16 protein-coding genes are annotated in these 18,529 nt (G+C 72.5%); 10 read left to right on the top strand and 6 right to left on the bottom strand.

Annotated elements, in window-relative coordinates; genetic code table 11:
• The first annotated feature begins 22 nt into the window (after nt 1-22).
• The 4 genes from ACPXBU_RS14775 to ACPXBU_RS14790 all read left to right on the top strand — a co-directional run bounded on the left by ACPXBU_RS14775 (nt 23) and on the right by ACPXBU_RS14790 (nt 3,588).
• Nucleotides 23-1,972 (top strand): nitrate- and nitrite sensing domain-containing protein, encoded by a 1,950-nt coding sequence (locus ACPXBU_RS14775; RefSeq protein WP_425758435.1) that lies wholly within the window; start codon nt 23-25, stop codon nt 1,970-1,972.
• The gene (locus tag ACPXBU_RS14780) at nt 1,969-2,415 is read left to right on the top strand and encodes a roadblock/LC7 domain-containing protein (RefSeq protein WP_393361078.1); all 447 of its coding nucleotides are present in this window, start codon (nt 1,969-1,971) and stop codon (nt 2,413-2,415) included. The genes ACPXBU_RS14775 and ACPXBU_RS14780 overlap by 4 nt, the downstream gene beginning before the upstream one ends.
• The gene (locus ACPXBU_RS14785) at nt 2,393-2,773 is read left to right on the top strand and encodes a DUF742 domain-containing protein (protein WP_425758436.1); all 381 of its coding nucleotides are present in this window, start codon (nt 2,393-2,395) and stop codon (nt 2,771-2,773) included. The genes ACPXBU_RS14780 and ACPXBU_RS14785 overlap by 23 nt, the downstream gene beginning before the upstream one ends.
• 74 nt (nt 2,774-2,847) lie before the next feature.
• Nucleotides 2,848-3,588, top strand: a complete 741-nt coding sequence (locus ACPXBU_RS14790) for a hypothetical protein (RefSeq protein WP_425758437.1) — start codon at nt 2,848-2,850, stop codon at nt 3,586-3,588.
• 74 nt (nt 3,589-3,662) lie between these two features.
• Here the strand turns inward: ACPXBU_RS14790 and ACPXBU_RS14795 are convergent, their stop codons facing one another.
• Together ACPXBU_RS14795 and ACPXBU_RS14800 are read right to left on the bottom strand one after the other, a co-directional pair.
• Complete coding sequence (locus ACPXBU_RS14795) at nt 3,663-4,604, bottom strand: DUF4394 domain-containing protein (RefSeq protein ID WP_425758438.1); 942 nt, start codon at nt 4,602-4,604, stop codon at nt 3,663-3,665.
• 138 nt (nt 4,605-4,742) lie between these two features.
• Entirely contained in the window at nt 4,743-5,312 is a 570-nt protein-coding gene (locus ACPXBU_RS14800) for a hypothetical protein (RefSeq protein ID WP_393361090.1), read from the bottom strand.
• Nucleotides 5,313-5,496: 184 nt separating this feature from the next.
• Here ACPXBU_RS14800 and ACPXBU_RS14805 point away from each other — a divergent pair, with 184 nt between their 5' ends.
• Entirely contained in the window at nt 5,497-5,877 is a 381-nt protein-coding gene (locus tag ACPXBU_RS14805) for a YccF domain-containing protein (protein WP_393361093.1), read from the top strand.
• A gap of 150 nt (nt 5,878-6,027) precedes the next feature.
• Nucleotides 6,028-8,157 (top strand): RNA polymerase recycling motor ATPase HelR, encoded by a 2,130-nt coding sequence (helR, locus tag ACPXBU_RS14810; RefSeq protein WP_425758439.1) that lies wholly within the window; start codon nt 6,028-6,030, stop codon nt 8,155-8,157.
• A gap of 19 nt (nt 8,158-8,176) precedes the next feature.
• On the opposite strand, the gene ACPXBU_RS14815 is transcribed toward helR, so the two are convergent.
• Complete coding sequence (locus ACPXBU_RS14815) at nt 8,177-10,261, bottom strand: PQQ-dependent sugar dehydrogenase (RefSeq protein ID WP_425758440.1); 2,085 nt, start codon at nt 10,259-10,261, stop codon at nt 8,177-8,179.
• A gap of 179 nt (nt 10,262-10,440) precedes the next feature.
• Nucleotides 10,441-10,992, bottom strand: coding sequence for an RNA polymerase sigma factor (locus ACPXBU_RS14820; protein WP_425758441.1), 552 nt, complete (start codon nt 10,990-10,992; stop codon nt 10,441-10,443).
• 53 nt (nt 10,993-11,045) lie between these two features.
• Here ACPXBU_RS14820 and ACPXBU_RS14825 point away from each other — a divergent pair, with 53 nt between their 5' ends.
• Entirely contained in the window at nt 11,046-12,410 is a 1,365-nt protein-coding gene (locus ACPXBU_RS14825; RefSeq protein ID WP_425758442.1) for a serine/threonine-protein kinase, read from the top strand.
• On the opposite strand, the gene ACPXBU_RS14830 is transcribed toward ACPXBU_RS14825, so the two are convergent.
• Entirely contained in the window at nt 12,407-13,111 is a 705-nt protein-coding gene (locus ACPXBU_RS14830; RefSeq protein ID WP_425758443.1) for a hypothetical protein, read from the bottom strand. The genes ACPXBU_RS14825 and ACPXBU_RS14830 overlap by 4 nt on opposite strands.
• 317 nt (nt 13,112-13,428) lie before the next feature.
• Between ACPXBU_RS14830 and ACPXBU_RS14835 the strand changes: the two genes are divergently transcribed.
• Genes ACPXBU_RS14835 through ACPXBU_RS14845 form a run of 3 tightly spaced genes read left to right on the top strand, consistent with a single transcriptional unit; the run spans nt 13,429 to nt 17,387 of the window.
• Nucleotides 13,429-15,396: a serine hydrolase domain-containing protein gene (locus tag ACPXBU_RS14835; protein WP_425758444.1), complete on the top strand. Its 1,968-nt coding sequence runs from the start codon at nt 13,429-13,431 to the stop codon at nt 15,394-15,396.
• Nucleotides 15,397-15,438: 42 nt separating this feature from the next.
• A complete protein-coding gene (locus ACPXBU_RS14840; protein WP_425758445.1) occupies nt 15,439-16,734 on the top strand; it encodes a sensor histidine kinase in 1,296 nt (431 codons plus the stop codon).
• Entirely contained in the window at nt 16,731-17,387 is a 657-nt protein-coding gene (locus ACPXBU_RS14845; RefSeq protein WP_425758446.1) for a response regulator, read from the top strand. The genes ACPXBU_RS14840 and ACPXBU_RS14845 overlap by 4 nt, the downstream gene beginning before the upstream one ends.
• A gap of 13 nt (nt 17,388-17,400) precedes the next feature.
• Here ACPXBU_RS14845 and ACPXBU_RS14850 read toward each other — a convergent pair whose 3' ends face one another.
• On the bottom strand, nt 17,401-18,525 hold the full coding sequence (locus ACPXBU_RS14850; RefSeq protein WP_425758447.1) for an LLM class flavin-dependent oxidoreductase: 1,125 nt from the start codon (nt 18,523-18,525) through the stop codon (nt 17,401-17,403).
• Between the last annotated feature and the right edge of the window lie 4 nt (nt 18,526-18,529).

Below are 18,529 nucleotides of genomic sequence, written 5' to 3' on the forward strand. Positions count from 1 at the left end.
GCCGCGCCTGGCGGAGTGGGGCGTGACGCCCGGCGAGGTCCGGCTGATCCGGACCAGGCTCGTCGTGCTGGCCGCCGTCCTGGTCACACTCTGGTCGTACGCGGCCTACCTGACCAGCCAGGACGCCATCGACCTGCTGCGTGTGCGGGCCCTCGCGGACACCCTGGGCCAGCCCATCGACAGGCTGATCCTGAGTCTGCAGACCGAACGCCGGGCCAGCGCCGAGACGATCGCCGGGGCCGGGGCCGGGGCGACGGCGACCCCGCTGGGCGGGGCGCGCGAGCTCACCGACCGGGCCGCCGCCGAGATTCGCCGGTTCACGGTGGGCCGCGACGTCCGGTTGCTCAGCGCCGGCGAGGTACGCGAGCGGGCCGACGAGCTGGTCCGCCGCCTCGACGGCCTGGGCACGATCCGGTCCCAGGTGGACGCCGGGCAACTCGACCAGGCCGAGGCGGTCGACGGGTACGACCAGGTCGTCGACGTCGCCTTCCGGGTGTACGGCCCGGAGTGGGGCGCGTACGAGAGCACGTTGGCCGCCGACACCCGTGCGGTGATCGCGCTGGCCCGCGCCCGGGAGTTGCTGGCGCGCGAGGACACCCTGGTCAGCGCGGCCCTGACCGCCCACCGGCTCGGCCCCGACGATCGACGCCGTCTGACCGAACTCGTCAACAACCAGCGGTTCGCGCGGGCCGAGGCGGCGGCCGGATTGCCCGACGACGGCCCGGGTGAGCACCAGCGCATCACGAGCGGCCCCGAGTTCGCGGGGCTGATCGCCCTGGAGGACAGGTTGTTGCGGGCGGACACCGCGAACGCCCTGGCCGGGACGACATTGGCGGGCTGGCGGGCCGCCGCGGACTCCGCCCTCGGCGCGCTGCAGACCCTGGTGACGAGCACCGCCCGCGGCAGCGTCGAGCGGGCCACGCCGGGCGCCGCCGTGCTCGTCGCCCGGACCGGCGCCGTGGTGGGGCTGGGCCTCATCGTCGTGCTCGTGCTCCTGGTGAGCTGGGCGAGCACCGTCCGACGGCTCACCGACGCGCTGACCCGGCCGGTCGTCGACGCGCCGGTCCCGACCCCGGATGTCGTGACCGCACCGGATGTCGTGGCGGCGCCCGACGGCCCCGACCGGGAGTTGTTCCTGCGGATCACCCGTCGCAACCAGGTCCTGCTGCGTGATCAGCTCAATCTGCTGGACGGGATGCAGCGCCGGGAGCGGTCCGCCGAGGAGAGCGGCGAGCTGTTCCAACTCGACCACCTGACCACCCGGGTTCGGCGCAACGTGGAGAAGCTGATCGCCCTGGCCGGCGCACGGCCGGCCCGTCGCTGGCGGGGCGCGGTGCCGCTGCTCGACGTCGCACGCGGCGCCGTCGCCGAGGTGCCGGACTACCACCGGGTCCTGATCGCGCCGCACTGGCCGTGGTCACTCGCGGGTCCGGCCGTCACCGACGTCGTCCACCTGCTGGCGGAGCTGATCGAGAACGCCCTCGCCTTCTCCCCGCCCGACACCACCGTCCGGATCAGCGGTGAGCACCGGCCACAGGGGTGCGTGGTCCTCGTCGTCGACGACGGGTCCGGCCTGGACGCCACCGCGCTGGCCGAGGCGAACCACGGGCTCGCCAGCCCGCCGGCCGCTCCACCCACGGGTCCCAGCGGTCTGTACACAGTCGCCGTGCTGGCCCACAGGTGTGGCATCCACGTCTCGCTGCGTCCCAGCCGGCGCGGTGGGACGGCGGCGGTCGTGCTCCTGCCGGCCCACCTGGTCCCGGTGAACGACACCGGCCGGGGGCCCTCCACCGCACCACCCACCACCCCGGCCCCGCCAGCGCACCACGGCACCGGCCCACCCGACGCGGGCGGCAACGGCGCGCTGCCGACCCGGGTCCGGCAGACCGGGCCGGCACACCCCGAACACGGCAGGGCCGCCCTCGACACGGTCGAGATGCCGGTCGCCAGAGCAGCGAGGAGACACCCATGACCTCCGCAGTGGTCAGCGACGACCTGACCGGCGCCCTGGACCGCCTGGTCGACCGAGTGCACGGCGCGGAGTTCGCCCTCGTGCTCTCCCCGGACGGCTTGCTCCTCGGCGGCTCCCGGCAGGTGGAGACGAAGCTGGCCGAGCAGATCTCCGGTGTCGTCGCCGGCCTGATCGCGTTGGGGCTCGCCGCCACCCGGACCTGCGACGCGGGCGCTCTGCGTCAGGTCGTGGTGCAGATGACGCGCGCCTTCCTGTTCGTCGCCACCGTCCCGAACGGGACCATCCTCACCGTGCGGATCGCCGGTGACGACGTCAAGGTCGGCGACATGGCGTACGAGGTGGCGCTCTTCGTCGGGCAGGCCGAGCGGCACCTGCCGATCACACTGGGTCCGGCCTCCTCCGCGACGATCGGGGACACCGGTGCGCACCGGCGGCACGGCTGACGAGGCGTGGTACGACGACGACGCGGGCCCGGTCGCCCGGCCGTACACGATGACCGGCGGGCGTACCGCTCCCGCGCGCGGCCAATTCGACCTGATCTCACTTGTCGTCGCCCGGCGGGGGGTCACGCCTGCCACACCCCTCTTTCCCGAACAGGCGCGAATCGTCGAGCTGTGCCACCATCCGGTGTCGGTCGCCGAGGTCGGCGCCGAGCTGGACCTGCCGCTGGGCACCGTCCGGGTGCTGCTCGGCGACCTCCTCGCGGCCGGGCTGATCGAGACGCACGACCCGCCCGTGCTGTCGGAGCTGCCGACCGAGGATCTGCTCGAGGCGATACTCGTCGGGCTCCGCGCCCTGTGACAGGACACCGGCCAGCCGCGACCCGGACCGATCGTGGACGGGCCTCCGGCGACGAACCGAAGGGGAGACAGGCAGTGCCGGCAACACCACCCCAGCCACGCCGTACCGTGGCGATCATCCTGCTGGACCGGATCGTGGCCTTCGCCACCGCCGCCCGGCGGGTGCTCACCGGCCGGGACGACGCCTCGCGGGTCATCTGGGTGGCGGTGGTCGCGGTGCTCGGGGTGCTGGTCACGACAGCCGTACTCGTCGCCGGGGTGCTGCGTACGCCGGGGAAGCTGGCACCGGTGACGCTCGACCCGCCACTGTCGGTGGATCAGGCGGGCACTCCGCCGGCCGGCACTCCCCAGGCGCGGGCACGCCCGGCGGCCACCAGCCCGGCGGCGGCCGCTCCCCCGCCGTCCGCCTCGGTCACCGCGGGCCCACCGACCGTCGGGGTCACGACCAGGCCCGTGCCGACGGGTTCGACAGGCGCACCCACGCCGGCCGCCCGGACCGCCGCCTTCGCCATCGAGGACACCGCCCTGCTCAGTTACGGTGCGGCCGTGACGATCACCAACCCCGGCCCGGCACCGGCGGCACAGTGGACGCTGGTGCTCACGTTTCCCCGGGAGTCGCTGCGGGTCAGCGCGGTCGAGGGCGCGCGGGCCAGCCGCGACGGCGCGGTGTGGACGTTCGTGCCGGACGGCAGCACCGGTCCGGCGCTCGGCAACGCGTCGGTCCGGGTGGCGTTCCGGGTCAACGGCACGCCCGCCGGCGCCGCCCCCGACGCGTGCGCCATCGACGGGGCCGCCTGCACCGGTCTGCCGAACTGACCGGCACGCGCCGGCCGGAGCACGGCCCGGGGGTGACCCACCCGACGGTGGGCCACCCCCTGCCGGAACCCGGGCTACTGCTGGTTGAGGTGCAGGGCGATATCGATGACCAGGTATTTCACGGCGAACGCGCCGGTCAGCTGCGCCGCGCCGGTGAGCAGGTCGATCTGGTAGACCTGGCTGGGGAAGCCGCCGTTGAGGACGGCGTAGGCGTTGTTGCTCACCGCTCGTCCGCCGCGCAGGGTGCTGTGGATGTCGAGGCCGGCCCGTGGGTTGGCGGCCACGCCCAGGCTGCCGGTGGCGACGAGTTGGCCGGAGTTGGCCGGGGACTGCAGCGCGACCTGGTCGAGGTTGGTGTCGATGTCGAACAACGTGGTCGCGGTGAGCGGATCGAGGTCGTTGTTCGTGTAGGCCGCCGCGGTCAGGCCGGGGGCGGCGGCGACCGCGGGCGGGTAGGTGAGGGTGCCGTCGGCGAGTGTGACGCCGCCGACGTTGACGTTGTGCCGCAGATTCTGGCCCACGTCGCTGATGATGCGCAGGCGGTCGGCGGCCGGGTTGAAGTCGACGCCGAAGAACGACCCGCTGAGGGGGACGGTCAACTGGCTGACCTTGGTGGCGGCGGCGGTGCTCGTGGACAGGGTGAAGATGCCGCCGTTGTTCCCGACGCCGTAGAGCCGGCCGTCCTGGACCCGGTAGTCGATGCCCACGAGGTTCTCCGCGCCGGGCAGGTCCACGGTGCCGATCACGCAGGGCAGCTCCGGTCGGTTGGCGGCGAACTTCAACAACTGCTGGTCCTCGGTCAGACCGACCGCCACCCGACCGTTGCGGCCACCGGCGTTGAGCAGGTCCCACAGAATCGTGCAGGGGCCGGCGTCCAACAACGCCAGAGCGGGGGACGAGGTACGCGCCGACGCGACGCGGTCCGGCCGGGCCGCGGCGCCCGTCGAGGTCGTCAGCAGTGCGATGACGACGGCTGTGCCGGTCAGGAGCAGTCCTCGATGGATCGTGCGATGCATGGGCGGGCCTTCCTTGCGCGGAATACGGGAAATGCCCGGCAGTGGCATCGGAGTGGGTCGTCCCGATCGGTCCAATCAGAACGTTTGCCCAGGTCAGACGCTATACGGCCAACTCCGCGGTTACTGTCGGATCACGTACTATCCGAATTCCCTTCGGAGGGCCGGCAGCGCCGGCGCGAGCGCCACCAGCATGGCCAGGCCGGCGACGGGCAGCAGGTCGAGGGTGACGACCGGTAGGACGATGCCGGCGACCAGGAGCGGCACGCTCCACCACGGCAGCCGCCGTCTCGCGGCGAGCATGCCCGCGAGGATGACCAGGCCGAGGAAGAAGAACTGGGGTACGACGTCGTAGAAGGCCACCTCGACGCCGGGGATGTCCTTGAAGTCCGCGCCGAGCGCCGACATCTCCGCCCGGTCCGCGGCCAGGAGACCCTCCACGATGTCGGCGCCGAACTGCACCATCGTCGCGGCGAGCCCCACCATCGTGAGGGTCACCACCCCGGTGCGCCAGGGGCTGCGCGGCAGGAGGCGGGACAGCGCGAGCACACCCGGGACGAAGCACACCATGCCGGCGAGCGCGACCAGATGGGCGGCCTGCCAGTCGATCCCCGGGCCGTACACACCGTCGGATCGTGCCCACAGGCGGACCAGGCCGTAGGCGGCGATGCCGACCGGTCCGGCGATCACGTAGAGCGCTGCGCGTTTCATGCCGATCATCATCTGGTCGTCGGCGCCCCGCCAGCCTCCGGGAAGATCCCTCGCCCGGCCCTGGGTTCCGCCTCAGGTTTCCCACCCAGCAGACCCTCGGTGCGCCCTCGCCCCTCAGGCGCGCCAGATCGGCGGGGCGGCGTGCGGCGACGGTCGGGTGGCGAGCATCGCTCATGCTGGAGGGGTGATTCGTTTCGTACTGAATGTGCTGTGGCTCATCTTCGGCGGTGGCATCGTGCTGGCGGTCGGGTACGGCGTCGCCGCACTCATCTGCTTCGTCCTGGTCGTCACCATCCCGTTCGGCGTGGCGTCGCTGCGCCTCGCCGTCTACTCGCTGTGGCCCTTCGGCCGCACCCTGGTGCCGAAGCCCGGCGCGGGCGTGGCCTCCGGGGTGGCGAACATCCTCTGGCTGGTGCTGGCGGGCTGGTGGCTCGCGTTGTCCCACGTCGTCGCGGGCATCGCCCTCTGCGTGACGATCATCGGGATCCCGTTCGGCATCGCCAACTTCAAGCTCGTGCCGGCGGCGTTCTGGCCCCTCGGCCGCGAGGTCGTGGACACGCCCTGAGCTTGGAAAACGGGGACCCTCGGTCCCCGCCACTTCTAACATATAGCGCACTGGGGGGCTTGCGGCAAGACCCGGGTCGTGCCGCAGAATTCGTCGGCCGAGACCAGAATCTGCCGAATTGGACGTCATTTGAGTTCCCTGCCTACCTCCGTGTTCGATCTCCCCGCGCACCTCTCCCCCAAGGCCGACCCGACGCTCATCGCCCGGGACGAGCAGCACTTCGCCACGATGGCGCAGCACCTGGACCGGCTGAACGCCGAACTCTCCGAACGCCTTGCCGCCGAGCGCCGGGCGCCCGGCGGCAGGGGCCGGCAGGCGATGGACCGGGACGAGGAGATCCGCCGGCTGACCGACCGCCTGCGTGCGCTCAGTCGCTACGGCCTGGACCTGTGTCTCGGCCACGTGGTCGGTGCGGACGAGCCCGAGCCCGCGTACGTCGGGCGGCGCGGCCTCACCGACAACACGGGTCGGCGGCTGCTGCTCGACTGGCGCTCACCCGCCGCCGAGCCGTTCTTCGGCGCGACCCACGCCAACCCCATGGGTCTGGCCAGCCGTCGCCGGTACCGGTGGACGCGCGGCCGGATCAGTGACTACTGGGACGAGGTGTTCACCTCGGACGGTTTCGTGGAGCACGCCGTCGCGCTCGACGACCAGTCCGCGTTCATCGCCAGCCTGGGCAGCGCCCGATCCGCCCGGATGCGGGACGTGCTCAGCACCATCCAGGCCGACCAGGACGCCATCATCCGGGCGGGATCTGCCGGCGCGCTCGTCGTGGACGGCGGTCCGGGCACCGGGAAGACGGTCGTCGCGCTGCACCGCACCGCCTACCTGCTCTACTCCGACCCACGCCTGGGCCAACGCCGAGGCGGCGTGCTCTTCGTCGGGCCGCACCAGCCCTACCTGGCCTACGTATCCGACGTCCTGCCCAGTCTCGGCGAGGAGGACGTACAGACCTGCACCCTGCGCGACCTCGTCGAGGAGGGCGGCGCGGCCATCGTCGAGCCCGACCCGGAGGTGGCCCGGCTGAAGTCCTCGGCGGACCTGGTCGGGGCGATCGAGGCGGCCGTCCGGTTCTACGAGGACCCGCCCGGCACACCGATGACCGTCACTACCGACGAGGCCGACATCCGGCTGAGCGCCGACGACTGGGCCGACGCGTTCCAGGCGGCGGGGCCGGGCACCCCGCACAACGAGGCGCGCGACGAGATCTGGGCGGAGTTGCTCACGATCCTCGTGGACAGGTACGACGGCGACGAGCCGGACGACGTGCTGCGCCTGTCGCTGTCGCGCAACCGCGAGCTGCGCTCCGCCGTCAACCGGGCCTGGCCGTTGCTCGACGCGGCCGACCTGGTGGGAGACCTGTGGTCGGTGCCCGCGTACCTGCGCACGTGCGCGCCCTGGCTCAGCCCGGCGGAGGTACGGAAGCTCCAGCGTGACGACCCCCGGGCCTGGACCGTGTCCGACCTGCCGCTGCTGGACGCGGCCCGGCGGCGCCTCGGCGTCGCGTCGGGGCACACGCAGCGACACGACCCGGCCGCCGAGGTGGAACGCGAACACCGCGCCCGGGTCGTCGACGAACTGCTCGCGGCCGACGCCTACGACGACGGTGAGGGGCTGCTGACGATGCTGCGCCAGCCCGACCTGCACGACGTCCTGGCCGGCGAGTCCGCGGTGCGCACCGCGGAGCCGGACCTGCTGGCCGGCCCGTTCGCGCACATCGTCGTGGACGAGGCCCAGGAGTTGACCGACGCCGAGTGGCAGATGGTGCTGGCGCGGTGCCCGTCGCGCAGTCTCACGATCGTCGGGGACCGCGCCCAGGCCCGACACGGGTTCACCGAGTCGTGGCAGGAGCGCCTTGAGCGGGTCGGGTTCGACCGGATCACCCTGGCCTCGCTGAGCATCAACTACCGGACCCCGGAGGAGGTCATGGCGGAGGCCGAGCCGGTCATCCGGGCCGTGCTCCCGGACGCCAACGTGCCGACCTCCATCCGCGGCAACGGGCTTCCCGTCGTGCGCGGCTCGGTGGCCGAGCTGGGCGCGATCCTGGACGCCTGGCTCACCGCGCACACCGACGGGACCGCCTGCGTGATCGGCGACCCGACGTTCGCGCCGACGTCGCGGGTCCGGTCGCTGAGCCCGGAGCAGGCCAAGGGTCTCGAGTTCGACCTGGTCGTGCTGATCGACCCGGAGGCGTTCGGCACCGGCGTCGAGGGGGCGGTGGACCGTTACGTCGCGATGACCCGAGCGACCCAGCAGCTCGTCATCCTGACGAGGTGCTGAGCCGCCCGGCCCACGGCTGTCAGTTGCCCAACGTGACGTGCAGGATCCTCTCGTTGCTGTTGTTCGGGGTGCTGTCCTTGTCGCCGGTGGTCGTGGTGGTCAGCCACAGCCCGCCGTCCGGAGCCGGCTCCACCGTCCGCAGGCGACCGTAGGTGCCACTGAAGTACGTCTGCACGTTCGTCAGGCTGCTGCCGCTGATCACCGCGCGGTACATCCGGGCACCCCGGGCGCAGGCCACGTAGAGCGCGTCCCGCACGATCGTGATCCCGGAGCAGGACCCGTCCGCGGTCGGATAGGTGCGCGCCGGTGCGATGAACCCGGCGGTGCCGCAGGTGCCGCTGGTGCCCTCACACGCCGGCCAGCCGTAGTTGCCGCCCTTCGTGATCAGGTTGGTCTCATCCATGATCGAGTTGCCGAATTCCTGCTCCCACAGCCGGCCCTGCGAGTCGAACGCCAGCCCCTGCGGGTTGCGGTGGCCGTAGCTCCACACGTAGTTGCCGAACGGGTTGTCCGAGGGGACGGTGCCGTCCGGGTTGAGGCGCAGGATCTTGCCTTCGAGGGCCGAGCGGTCCTGCGCGTAGTTGCCGTTCTGCGCGTCGCCCGTGCTGGCGTACAGCTTGCCGTCCGGGCCGAAGCGCAGCCGACCACCGTCGTGGTACTTGTTGCGTCGGATGCCGCTGACCAGCACCTGCTCGCTGGAGGTGTTGAGGCGGCCGTTCTCGAACTTGATCCGCACGATCCGGTTGTCGCTGGGCGAGGTGTGCATGATGTACAGCCAGCGGTCGCTGGCGAAGCTGGCCGACACGGCGAGCCCGAGCAGGCCGCCCTCACCGTCGGTGCTCTGCACGTTCGGCACCGTGCCCAGGTTGGTCTTGACCCCGGTGGTGGGGTTGAGCTGGATGACGTCGTGCGCGTCGCGGCGGTTGTAGAGCACGGTGCCGTCCGACAGCGTGACGAGCCCCCACGGGATGTCGGTGTCGGTGGTGACCTGGCGCACCCCGCACACCGGGTTGCCGCAGCCCGCGCCCGTGGTCACCGTCGTGGTGGCGCTGCGCGAGGAGGTGTTGTCCTGCGCGTCCCGGGCCACCACGTAGTACTGGTACGCGGTGTTCGCCGCCAGCCCGCTGTCGGTGAAGGTGGTCGCCGGGGGCGTGCCGGTGACCGTGCCGACCTTCACGCCACCCCGGAAGACGTCGTACGCCCGGACGCCGACGTTGTCGGTGGACGCGGTCCAGCGCAGGGTCACGGTGGTGCCCGAGGCGCTGCCGGTGAGCTGCTGCGGCGCGGTCGGCGCCTGGGTGTCGGCCTGACACTGCGGGGGCGTGATCGACACGGTGCTGCTCGCCTGGGACACGTTGCCGGCGGCGTCGCGGGCGTTGACGTACAGGCCCCAGGTCGCTCCGGCGACCACGGTGAGGCTTGCGGACAGCGTCGAGCCGCTCACCGACGTCATCAGCTGACCGTCGTGGTAGATGTCGTAGAAGGCCACCGCGACGTTGTCCGTCGAGGCGTTCCAGGCGAAGGTCACGGAGTTGCACGTCAGGCCGCTGACCCGCGGGCTGCCCGGCGCCGTGGGCGGCTGGGCGTCGGAGCTGCCCAGCGCCGTCGTCCAGCGCTGGTTGGCCTGCCCGTTGCAGGTCCAGAGACCCACCAGGGTGCTGTTGGCGGTGCCGGCGCCGTTGACGTCCAGGCACAGGCTGGACTGGACGCCGACGATGGTCCCGTTGGTGTTGATCCGCCAGCGCTGGTTGGCGCCACCGGTGCAGGTGTTGATCTGCAGGGTGGCCGGCGCGGTGGTGTCCTGACCGACCACGTCCAGGCACATCGTCTCGTCGTAGACCCGCAGCTCGCCGGCCGAGGTGAACGTCCAGGCCTGGTTGGCCTGACCGTTGCAGTCGTAGATGTTGACGCCGGCGCCGGCCGTCCGGACGTTGCCGACGACGTCCAGGCAGCGGCCCGAGGCCACGCCGACCACCGTCGAGGCCACCGCGGCCGATGCGGGTACGCCGATCGCGACGGTCAGCAGCGTCACCGCTGCCATCGCCGCCGGCAGTAGCCGTCGTCGTCGTGCGTGGCGTGGGTTGGGCCGCGCGAAGGCTGCCATCAGTCCTCCAGGGTCGGGGCGTCGACCGGACCGCCCCCGGCACCGGATGGCCCGGCGCCCGACCAAGTCGAACTGTGAACATCGAACATCAAAGATGGGTCGCCGGCGCATGTCAAACGATGTCAGGTGATCGGCGACAAAACCCCAGATCGATGCGATGTCCGGCAGGGGCCGCCGCCCTACTCCCCGCCCCGCAACGACTCCCGGACGTGCCGGCGGGCGTGATGGATCCGCGACTTCAGCGTGCCGACCGGCACGCCCAACTGCTCGGCCATCTCCTGGTAGTCCAGCTGGCACAGGTCCCGCAGCACGAGCGCCGTCACCAACTCCGGCCGGTGGGCCTCCAGCCGGTCCAACGCGTCGAGCAGATCGAGACGCGACCCGGCGATGACGCTCGTCGTACGGGGATCGGCAATCTCGACGGGCAGCAGCGGACTCGGCCGCTCGGCTGCCCGTCGCCGCAGCGACCGATAGGTCTGGCGGGCACAGTTGGCGACCACGACATGCAACCAGGTCGAGAAGAGCGACCGACCCTCGAATCGCTCGATGTTCCTGGCCACCTGCAGCAACGCGTCCTGCGCCGCCTCCTCCGCGTCCTGCTGACAGGGCAGGAACCGGCCACACTGCTCGAGGACCCGCGGACCGATCGCCGCCAGCAATTCGTCACGTGCCGCGCTGTCGCCGGTCGCCGCCCGGCGTGCCAGCTCCTCGGTCGACGACTCCTCCACCACCGGCGCTCCCCCGCTCGTGCGACACCGTTGCCGCGGTGCCGGATAATACGGCGGTGTCCATTCCGCCGCAGATCGGCCGGTACCGCGTCGCACGCCCGGTCGGTGCCGGCGCGTTCGCCACCGTGTGGCTGGCGTACGACGACGAGTTGCAGGCCCCGGTGGCCGTGAAGGTGCTCGCCGAGAACTGGTCGCAACGGGCCGACATCCGGGCGCGTTTCCGCCAGGAGGCCCGGTTCATGCGGCAGGTGGACTCCGACCACCTGGTCCGGGTGTTGGACATCGGCGAGCTGCCCGACGGCCGGCCGTACCTGGTGATGACGTACGCCGGAGGCGGCACGCTCGCCGATCGGCTGGCCGACGGCCCGATGCCGGTACGCGAGGCGCTACGGACCGCCGCCGACATCGCCCGGGCCGTGGCGGTCCTGCACGACAAGGGAGTGCTGCACCGGGACCTCAAACCCTCGAACGTCCTCTTCGACACCACCGCCGCCGGAGCCCGGGTGCTGGTCGCCGACCTGGGACTGGCCAAGGCCCTCGCGCACGCGTCCGGGTTCACGCTCGTCGCCGGCACGCCCGGTTACATGGCACCGGAACAGCTCGTCGCGGGCGGCACGCTGGACGCGCGCGCCGACGTCTACGCGATGGGCGCCCTGACCCAGCACATGATGACCGGAGCGCCGCCGGGGCAGGAGGGGCAGACCGCGTCGGCCGTACCCGCCGTGGTCGAGCGCGTCGTCCGCCGCGCCCTGCACCGTGATCCGGACCGCCGCTGGCCCAGCGCTGCCGCGTACGCCGCCGCGCTGGAGGGCCTACTGGCCCCACGAACGGGTCCGGCCCGGCCGTCGCCACGGCGCGCCCGCCGGGCCCTCACCACCCTCGGCACGGTGGTCACGACGCTGGTCCTGGCCGGTTCGTCGGCCGCCTCCGCCACGCCGCCGGGCTGGACCCGGGTACGCGACGCGACCGGCACCATCTCCGTCGCCGTGCCCGACGACTGGGCCCGGCACCTCCGCGACGGCGGCTGGAAACCGGGAGTGATCGGCCCGCCCGGCGCACACTACCCGGGCCTGGTCGTCGGGCCCGACCTCACCGAGTGGTCCAACGCGAACAGTCCCACGCCCGGCGTGTTCGTCGGGGTGAGCCGGACTCGCACCACCGCGACGGTCCCGCCCACCCTGACCGGCCACAACCGTTGCTCCCGTGCTGCCGACCGCACGATCACGGTCGGCAGCCTCAGCGGGACCGTCCGGCGCTGGACGCGGTGCGCCAACACCACGACGACCTTCAGCGAGGCCATCCTGACCGCGGCCAACGGCACCCTCGACGTCTGGGTCCAGGTCAGACAGACCGCGGGCGCGGATCGCACCGACGAGATCCTGGACACGCTGCGCGTGACCGGCACCACGGCCGAGCCTTAGTACCGCTCCCAGGTGCCGCTGCCGTCGGCCTTGCGCCACCGGCGGGTCTCGGTGCCGCCGTCGATCGTGCGGACGGTGGCCTCCACGTTCTGGCCCACCAGCCGGTACGAGACGAACGTCATGACCTGGTCAACTCCGGAACCGGGCTGGTCTCCCCTGATGGCCGGCCACGCCTGGCGTCCCCGGCCGTTGTCCGAGAGCTGCACGGGCACGAGCGCCTGGCGTCGTGAGGCGTTCGCGTTGCCCAGTTCGACGAGGACGAGCGCGTCCTCGGTCGACGGTGCGTTCGCCGGTTCCTCGACGATGAACTCGCCGTACACCGGCTGCGCGCCGCCGGGCAGGATCCGGCACGGCACGTCGAACCCGTTCGACCCGTTGCGGAACACCACGGCGTCGTCGGACTCGCTGCAGAAGGTCAGCTTGCGAATCACCGCGTTGGGCCAGTCGGTCTGCCTGATCTCGCTCACCTGGGTGGCCGGCCCGGAGGTGCCGGAGACCGGAGCACCCTGGGTGGCGCCGGCGGTGGCCGGCGTACCCGGGCCGGAGCTGGCGGGCGTCGGGGCGCTCGACGCCGACGGGCTCGCGCTGCCCGCGGAAGAGCCGGCGGGCACCGCGTCACCGTCTTGCCGGTCTACCGATGGGGTGCAGCCAGCGCCGAGCGTGACGCCGAGTGCCACACCGACGAGCAGTTTGCCGTGCATGGGTGGTCCTTTCCTCTGCGGGATCCGTCACCACATTTGATGCCCCGGCGCGGGAGGCGGTTCACGCAACGAGCGAGGATCTTTCCACCGCCGGTGCGCACGCCCCTCCTCCTCAGGTCGTAGGCGCATTGCCGTCCTGCGCCAGATGGCGGGGTGCGATCGCTGGAACAGGCTTGGCCCAGGGCGTCGGGTGACGCCGTACGGACCTGCTCCGGACACCCGTTCGCCTGGAAAGGCAGTAACCGACGATGCGATCTTCTTCCTCTTCCCCATCCCGCTCCGCCCGAATCGCACGGCCCGTCGTCCGCCTCGGCGCGGTGGTGGCGACCGCTGTCGTCATCGCCGTGAGCACCGCGGGTTGTGGCGCGGGGCAGAGCGCTCCCGCGCCACCAGTCGACGCTCCGGCGGCACCGGCTGCCGCGAACGGGGCGGCCTCCGCCCTGACCGACGCCGACGTCAACGCCTGGCTCGACGGTCTGTTGCCGGCCGCGCTGGACCGCACCGGCATCGCCGGGGCCACCGCCGCCGTCGTCCACAATGGCCGCATCGTCACCACCCGGGGGTACGGCCACGCCGACACCGGTGACGGTGGCGTCGGGGCGGTGCCTGTCGACCCGGACCGGCATCTGTTCCGGATGGGATCGGTGTCGAAGCTCGTCACCGCCACCGCCGTCCTGCAACTCGTGCAGAGCGGCAAGCTGGATCTCGACGCCGACGTCCAGACGTACCTCGATTTCCGCCTGCCGCGCGGCTTCGAGCGAGCCGTCACCCTGCGGCACCTCCTGACGCACACCGCCGGTTTCGAGGAGCGGGTCGCCGGCCTCATCGGCACCGGCGGCGGCACCGTCAACCTGCGCCGGGCGCTGGTGACCGACCCGCCGGAGCAGATCTACGAGCCGGGCACGGTCCCGGCGTACTCCAACTACGGCAACGCGGTCGCGGGTTACGTCGTCGAGCGCGTCACGGGGACGCGCTTCGAGGAGTACGTGCAGCGCAACATCCTGGACCGGGCGGGCATGCCGTCGTCGAGCTTCGAGCAGCCGCTGCCGACGCCGCTGCGCGAGCGGATGTCCAAGGGGTACGACACCTCCGGCGCGCCCGCCGCGCCCTTCGAGATCATCGGCACTCCCCCGCCCGGCGCGCTGAGCGCCCCGGCGACGGACATGGCACGGTTCATGCTCGCCCAACTCGGGGAGCCCGTCGGTTTCGGGGCCCTGCTGGACCCGCCGACCCGCGAGCTGATGCAGCGCCCGGCGCTCGACGCGACATCGCTCGGCACGCTGGCCGACGGACCCCGGATGACCCTCGGCTTCTTCGACGAGAGCCGCAACGGCCACCGGATCCTCGGCCACGGCGGCGACACCGCGTACTTCCACACCCACCTGCAGATCTACCCCGACGACCGGACCGGCATCTTCCTCTCACTCAACAGCAACGGCTCGGGGGCGCTCGCCAGCCACGAACTCCGCGAGTCGGTCGTGAACGGTTTCGCCGACCGCTACTTCCCCGCCCGCGACGGGCAGCCGACCGCCGGCGTCGACCCGGCGACCACCGCCGAGCACGCCGCGCTGGCAGCCGGCACGTACGAGTCCTCGCGAGCGATACGGAGCAACTTCCTGACGGCGATCGGCCTGGTCGGGCGGACGACGGTGAGCGTCACCGACGGCGACCGGTTGCTGTTCGAGCCCGGGCCACTGTCCGACTCCCCCGCCCGCTACGAGGAGGTGGCCCCCTGGGTCTGGCGGGAGGTCGGCGGGCAGCGCACGATCGCCATGCGGGCAACCGACGACCGGGTCGAGGCGATCGGTTTCGACTCCGCGTTCGCGTTGCTGCCCGTCGAGCCCGCCCGCGCCTCGACGGTGGCCGTCCCGGTGCTCGCCGTCTCGACTGTCGTGCTGCTGCTCACCGTGCTGTCCTGGCCGGTCGGCGCGCTCGTCCGCCGCCGGCTCGGCCGCGCCCCGCGCGAGCGGGCCGGGCGCACCGCGCGGATCCTGAGCCGCGTCGCCGTCGCCGGCACGATCCTCGCCCTGGCCGGGTGGGTGCTGGCCATCAGCAGCATCATGAGCCTGCGGGAAATCCCCGGTGGTGTCCTGCGCGCCGTTCAGGTGCTGCAACTTGTCGGTCTGCTCGGTGTGCTGCCCGCCGCCGTGCGGCTGGCCGACGACGTCCGACGCCACCTCGGCTGGCGCAGGATCGCCGGCAGCGCCCTGCTCCTGCTCGCCCTCGCCGGTGCGGGCTGGTTCGCCGTGGAGTTCCGGCTGCTCGCGCCTAGCATCTCCTACTGACCCGCCCGACCCGGGACGATCCGGAGCGAGGATGCGCACCGCATGAGGGACCACACCGGCACCGAACCCGGCTCGCCGCGACTGACGAGGTGGCTCGACGAACGCCTCACCCGACTCGGCGTGACCGGGGTGTTCCCCCGGGACTGCCTGCTCGCGGCGGCCCTGACCGTCCTGACGTTCGTCCTGTTGACGGTGCTGATCTGGTTCGTGGCACCGGAGGACGGGGTGTCCTTCGACCCGACGCGGGCGTGGCTGCTCATCGCCGTCTGCTGCGTCCAGGCGATGCTGCTGTGCCTGCGTCGGGTCCGCCCGCTGCTCTGCCTCGCGCTCGTCGTCGGCCTCCAACTGCCCGTCATCGGCGTCTCGCTGCCCGAGGCGACCGTCCGGGGCGTCGCGCCGTTCGTCGTGGCGTACACCATCGGGTCGGTGCTGCCGTCCCGGCGCGCGCTGCTGGCCGTCGGCGCGGCCGTGCTGGTGGAGTCGGTCGGGGCGGCCTTCGTGGTGACCCCCAATCTCCTGACGGGCGTCGCGTACGTCGCCGCCAGCGCGCTGACCTACCTCGGCGCGACATTCGTCGGCACCTACGTGGCCACGTCCCGGCGCTACGTGGAGCTGGTCCGGGTGCGGGCGGAGGAGGCGGTCCGGGAACAGCAGACGAAGATCCAGGGGGCGATCGGCGCGGAGCGCACCCGGATGGCCCGGGAGCTGCACGACGTGGCGGCCCACCACCTCTCCGGCATGGTCGTGCAGGCGGCGGCGGTCGAGCGGTTGATCGACCGGGACCCGGCAGCCGCGAAGGCCGGGGTGGCCTGGATCCGGAGCCAGGGCAAGGAGACCCTGGACAACCTGCGGCTGGTCGTCGGCGTGCTGCGCGGCCGCCCGGGACACGAGGGCGGCGACGGCGCCACACCGGTGCCGGGCCTGGGCATGCTCGACGACCTGGTCCGCACCGTCGGCACCCTCGCCGGTCCGGTCGAGTTCGTCCGCGAGGGGCAGCAGCGTGCGGTGCCGCCGATCGCCGACGTCGCGCTCTACCGGATCGCGCAGGAGTCGCTCAGCAACGCCCGTCAGCACGCCCCGGGCGCGGCGGCGCGGGTGGTGCTCCGCTTCCGGCCCCGCTCGGTGTCACTGGAGGTGGTGAACGAACCCGCCGCCCGGCGTACCGTGCCGGCGCCGCGCACCGGCGGTGTCGGCCTGGTCGGCATGCGCGAGCGCGCACAGCTCATCGGCGCGAGTTTCGCGGCCGGCCCGACCACCTCCGGCGGTTGGTCGGTCACCACGACGCTACCGACGAACGACCCCGTCGCGTCGCCGGCAGAGGGAGAGGCCCCGGCATGATCAGAGTGATGCTCGTCGACGACCAGGCGGTCGTCCGCGCCGGCTTCCGCGTCATCCTCGAAGAGGTCGGCGACATCGAGGTCGTCGCGGAGGCGTCCAGCGGTACGGCCGCCGCCGACCTGGCCCGTCGACTGCAACCCGACGTGATCTGCATGGACGTCCGGATGCCACACGGCGACGGGCTCACCGCGACCCGGCAGATCCTCGCGGACGCCGCCGGAACGCCACCGGCGGTGCTCGTGGTGACGACGTTCGACCTCGACGAGTACGTCTTCGGCGCGCTGGAGGCCGGCGCCAGCGGATTCATCCTCAAGGACTGCGAACCGGAGGACCTCGTCGAGGCGGTCCGTCGCCTCGCCGACGGTTACGGCCTCGTCGACCAGGCCGTCACCCGCCGGGTGATCTCGGAGTTCGCCAGGCGCACCCCCGCGCCCCGCTCGGACGCCGCGACGGCCCACCAGCTCACCGCTCGGGAGACCGAGATCGTGCAGTTGCTCGCGCAAGGGCTGTCGAACGTCGAGATCGCCGACCGGCTGTTCATCGAGACCAGCACCGTCAAGTCGCACCTCGGGCGCGCGATGGGCAAGATCGGCGCACGGGACCGGCTGCAGACCGTCGTGTGGGCGTACCAGAACGGGGTGGCCCGCCCCTGACGGGCGCACCGCCTCAGTCGTTCCACTCCTTGGCGAGCAGCTCGTAGGAGCTGACCCGGTCGGCGTGCGCGTGGGTGATCGTGGTGACGAGCAGCTCGTCGGCCGCGGTGACGTCCCGCAGGGTGCGCAGCCGCTCGACCACCGTCGGTGGTGATCCGACGAACTGGGTGTCCACCCGGTCGGCGACGAGATCGCGGTCGTCGTCGGTCCACGGCAGCGCGGCGGCCTGCTCGGGGCTCGGGAAGGGCATCGCGCCCGCGCCGCTGCGGATGCTGCGCACCCACGGCCCGTACGGTGCGGCCAACCGGCGGGCCGTGTCGTCGGTCTCGGCGACGACCACGTCGGCGGAGACCACCACGTACGGCTCGGCGAGCGTGGGAGAGGGTTGGAACGCCGCCCGGTAGGCGGCGACCGCGTCGAGGATCGACGAGGGGCTGACGTGGTAGTTGGCGGCGAAGGGCAGGCCCAGCGCGCCAGCGAGTTGCGCGCTCTCCCCTCCGCTGCTGCCCAACAGCCACACCTGCAGGTCGGTGCCCTCTCCCGGCACGGCGTGCGCGTCCAGGCCGTCGGCGTCGGCGTAGTCGCCGCGCAGCAGGGCCAGCACGTCGGCCACCTGCTCGGCGAAGGGCGGTGGCTGGGCACCCGGCTGGTGCAGCAGTGCGGTGCTCAGGGCGAAGCGTGGCGAGGCGAGCACCTGGGCGTACGAGAACGGTGGCGGGATGAGCAGCCCGTCGACCACCCGAGCCGCCACCGGCGGCGGGGCGGGCGCGGCGCTCTCCCGGGCCGCCTCGATGCGCCGCTGGCCGGAGCGACCCAGCCCGAGGTCGATGCGGCCGGGGTGCAGGGCGGCGAGGGTGCCGAACTCCTCGACCACCGACAGGGCGGTCCGGTGCCCGACCTGGACGGCCCCGGAGCCGACGCGGAGCACGCTGGTGGCCGCGGCGATCTGCCCGATCAGCACGGCCGGCGCGGAACTGGCGACACCGGCGGCGAGGTGGTGCTCGGCCAGCCAGTAGCGGTGGTAGCCGGACTGCTCGGCCCGGCGGGCCAGGTCGACGGTGTTACGCAGGGCGTCGGTGACGGTGCCGCCGGCGGGCACCGGGGACAGGTCGAGGATGGACAGTGGCGTGGACGGCATCGTG

The sequence above is a fragment of the Micromonospora sp. DT231 genome, assembly GCF_049847025.1.
Classification (GTDB): domain Bacteria; phylum Actinomycetota; class Actinomycetes; order Mycobacteriales; family Micromonosporaceae; genus Micromonospora.